The sequence below is a fragment of the Streptomyces sp. FH025 genome, from assembly GCF_017427025.1.
Taxonomy (GTDB): Bacteria; Actinomycetota; Actinomycetes; order Streptomycetales; family Streptomycetaceae; genus Kitasatospora.
Genome location: NZ_JAFLNG010000744.1, coordinates 1 through 3,621, shown reverse-complemented (window position 1 = coordinate 3,621; position 3,621 = coordinate 1). Strand labels below are relative to the sequence as shown.

Here is a 3,621-nt window from a genome sequence, read left to right as displayed (position 1 = left end):
CAGCAGCCCGACCAGGGCCAGCAGCACCGGCAGCCCGGCCGGCACGAACGGTGTGGCCACGACGGCCACGACGGCGCCCACCAGCGCGGCCGTACGGGTCCGGCGGTCCGTCAAGGAGGGCAGGACGAGCGCGAGCAGCACCGCGGGGAAGGCCGCGTCCAGGCCCAGCGCGTCGGTGTCCCCGATCAGCCCGCCCGCGAACGCTCCCAGCACCACCGACACGTTCCACACCACGAACAACCCGACCCCGCAGATCCAGAACGCCGCCCGACGGCGCTGCGGGTCCCGCTGCTGCAACGCGAAGGCGGCGCTCTCATCGGTGATCAGCTGGGCACCCAACAGCCGTTGCCACCAAGTTCCTTGGAGAACGTCGGCGACGGTGAACCCGAACGGCAACAGCCGGGCGTTGAGCACCAGCCCGGTGACGACGGCCGCGAGCGCGCCGCCGCCGGACAGCACCACGCCGACGGCCGCGAACTGCGAGCCGCCCGCGAACACGAGGACGGAGAGGGCGATCGGCACCCAGAGGGGCAGACCACCGGAGACGCCGATCGCGCCGAAGGAGGCGCCGACGAGGGCGTCGGCGAGACAGACCAGGGCGATGTCACGGAGAGTGGCGCGTTCTAGCGTTCGAAGCAGCGAACCCATGTCCATCAGACTGAACCCGCGACCCGAAGTTCGTCAAGGCGAACGATTGGACCGACAGAACGAACGAACGTCATCGCGCACGGCCGTGGCAGCATGAACAGCACTGGGCGGCGCGGCTCGGAGGGCGACCGCGAGCCGGTCAGGAACCATCGGAGCCAGGAGGAAGCGTGAGTGGCGAGCATGAGTGACCGGACCATCCCGCCCACGGGCGCAAGCGGCTCCGGCGCGGAGCTGATCGGCCAGATCGCCGCCTCCATCCGGCGCGAGCGCGAGCGCAGCGGACTGTCGATGGCCGAGCTGGCCCGGCGCGCGGGAATCGCCAAGTCGACGCTGTCGCAGCTGGAGTCGGGCGCGGGCAACCCCAGTGTAGAGACGCTCTGGGCACTCGGAGCCGCGCTGAACGTGCCGTTCAGCCGACTGGTCGACCCGCCGCGTCCGACGGTCAAGGTGCTCCGGGCCGGAGAGGGTCCGGTGACCCACTCCGAGCAGGCCAACTACGCGGCCACCGTGCTCTCCTCCTGCCCGCCGAACGCCCGACGCGACATCTACCGGATCGAGGCCCAGCCGGGCGAGACCAGGGCCTCCGACCCGCACATGCCCGGCACCGTCGAGCACGTGATGATCGGGTCGGGCCGGGCCCTGGTCGGCCCGACCGAGGAGCCGGTCGAACTGGGCCCGGGCGACTACATCAGCTTCCCCGGCGACGCCCCGCACGTGTTCCGCGCCCTGGCCCCGGACACCCTCGCCGTGATCGTGATGGAGCACATCTGACATTCCGTCAAATCGCGAGCGGCAAGAAGCGGCTACTTCAACAGCCCGTCCAGGAAGGGGTTTCCGAACACCCGGTGCGGGTCGTACCGGTCCAGGACGGCGATCGCCTCGTCCCAGCCGGGCCCGCCGCCGGCGCGCAGGCTGTCCGGGATCACCCGGCCGAGCAGGTCCGGGTCGGACCACGCCGCGTCGGCGGTGTAGGCCCAGCCCTTGGACCACTCGACCCGCAGGCCCGCCCGGGTGCCGTCGGAGGTGCGCAGCAGCCACTGCTCCAGGTCCCGGGCGAATCGCTCCAGGCCGGGGGTCCCGGGGAAGGCGAGGACGTCCAGCCACACGGCGGTGTCCCACTCCGGCCGGTCCGCCCGGGGGCGCAGCGCGGACAGCAGCGGGGGCCGGGCGCCGGGGACGCCGGAGTACGAGGGGTCGTCCAGGCCGGTGACCCGGATCTCCACCGCGCCGTTCACCGGGAACTCACCCCGGGCCTGGTACTCGGCGAGCAACTGCCGGTAGTAGGCGGCGAATTCGCTGACCACCCACTGGAGGTCGGCGCGCTTGGTCAGGATCGCGTAGCCGTTGGCGGTGACCCGTAGCGTGGTGGGTCGGACGTACTGCAGCAGGGTGCGCGAGGGGCCCCAGAGGTCGGAGCGCAGACCGCCGGCGAGCAGGTGGGTGATCAGGTCGCCGCTGAGCAGTTCGCGCAGCAGCCCGCCGGAGAGCAGGACGTCGGTGAGGTCCCCGGTCAGCGCCACCTTGGCGACGAGGTACTGGAGTTGGCCGAACAGTGGGGCCGATCCCCAGGCACCGGTGATGATTTGGCCGGCCAGTCGGGCGACCGGTTCCGGAATGTTGTCCGAGAAGGGGTAGTTGTAGGGCTGGTCGACGGCCCGTGAGGCGAGCGGCTTGGCCGGGGCGACGCTCCAGGTCTTGAGCCACGGGAACTCGGTGTAGGCGAACCAGATCGCCTCGACCCTGCCGTCGCGCTCGACGAAGTCGGCGAGCGTGCGCGGACCGCCACCGCCCAGCAGTCCCCCGAGCAGCCCGCCGCCGCCCGTAGCGCTCCCGGGGCGGGCGAACAACTCGTCGGCCGGGATGTCGAGTCGGCTGACGCAGCGCAGCGGCCGGTCCGTACCGGCCCGCAGGACGACCTCGGTGAGGAAGGCGCGGCCCAGGTGCACCAGGAAGGCGGCGCTGTCGGCCTCCGCGCGGTCGAAGGTGCGCAGCGCGTAGCGGCCGGTGGCCGGGTCGAGGACGACGGCGGTGAGCCGGACCACCTGGTTGCTGACCGAGCCGTAGCCGTGCCCGTCCGGTCGCAGTTCGCCGGCGGCGGGTGCGGCGGTGCCGTGGCCCCCGATGGCGAGCACGCCGCCGACGGTGAGGTCGCCGGGCGCCGGGCAGGCGGTCAGGCCGAGGCCCCGGTCGGCCAGGTGGGCGAGCAGCGTCTCCATGCTGGCACCGGTCTGGACCCGGACGGTGGTGGGCGAGTCGGCGACGATGGCGGTGAGGTGACGGCTGGTGTCCACCAGCAGGACGCGGGCGCTCTCCGGGGTTCCGTCGGCGACGGTGAGCGGCGCCCAGGTGTGTCGGTAGCCGGTGGCGCGCAGACGCCAGCCGTTGGCGTGCGCCCAGTCCGCGAGGGCCGGGACCTCCTCGGGGGTGCGGGGCGCACAGGTCCACAGCTGGTCGGTGCGGATCTCGCCGGACCAGTTCTCGAAGACCCGCTGGTAGAGCTCGGTGCCCGCGGGTAGGCCGGGTGGTGCGGGCGTGGCGGCCGCGGCGCTGTCCGGGCCGACGGTGCCGCGCAGCAGCCAGGCCGCGCCGCCGAGCGCCGCCGACGCGCCGAGCAGCCGTCGCCTGGTCAGGCCGCTCCCCCGGGCGTTCCCCCGGGCGTTCTTCCAGGCGTTCCCCTGGCCGTCCGTTCCGCCGTTCACGCTGTGTCCTGTCGCCATCCGGTCCGCCCCCTGAGCTGGTACCCCCGGGCCGGGCTGCGGCGCTCCGGGGCGGGCCGGTGTCCCCCCGACCTGGTCAGGAGCGTACGAAGTGCCGTACGACCGTTTGGAGCGATCCGGCCGGGATCTCACTCCTTCGAGTGATCAAGGCTCGAACGGCTGCGGGCGGTGCTCGGGACCGGATCACGACGGACGGCGGCAGGCCACGGCGGTATCGGCGCTGGTCGCACGCCCGGCCCGCGGCCGTTACAGCCGT

Annotated in this window: 3 protein-coding genes; 1 reads left to right on the top strand and 2 read right to left on the bottom strand. The window is 73.0% G+C overall.

Annotation, left to right across the window (positions count from 1 at the left end):
* The coding region (locus J0670_RS33130) for an AzlC family ABC transporter permease (protein WP_207815875.1) at window positions 1–648 on the bottom strand (648 nt) is incomplete at its 3' end.
* Between the two features lie 180 nt (window positions 649–828).
* On the opposite strand from J0670_RS33130, the gene J0670_RS33125 reads away from it, so the two are divergent.
* Entirely contained in the window at window positions 829–1,419 is a 591-nt protein-coding gene (locus J0670_RS33125; protein WP_207815877.1) for an XRE family transcriptional regulator, read from the top strand.
* Window positions 1,420–1,451: 32 nt separating this feature from the next.
* Here J0670_RS33125 and J0670_RS33120 read toward each other — a convergent pair whose 3' ends face one another.
* The gene (locus J0670_RS33120; RefSeq protein WP_374223217.1) at window positions 1,452–3,263 is read right to left on the bottom strand and encodes a cholesterol oxidase substrate-binding domain-containing protein; all 1,812 of its coding nucleotides are present in this window, start codon (window positions 3,261–3,263) and stop codon (window positions 1,452–1,454) included.
* Between the last annotated feature and the right edge of the window lie 358 nt (window positions 3,264–3,621).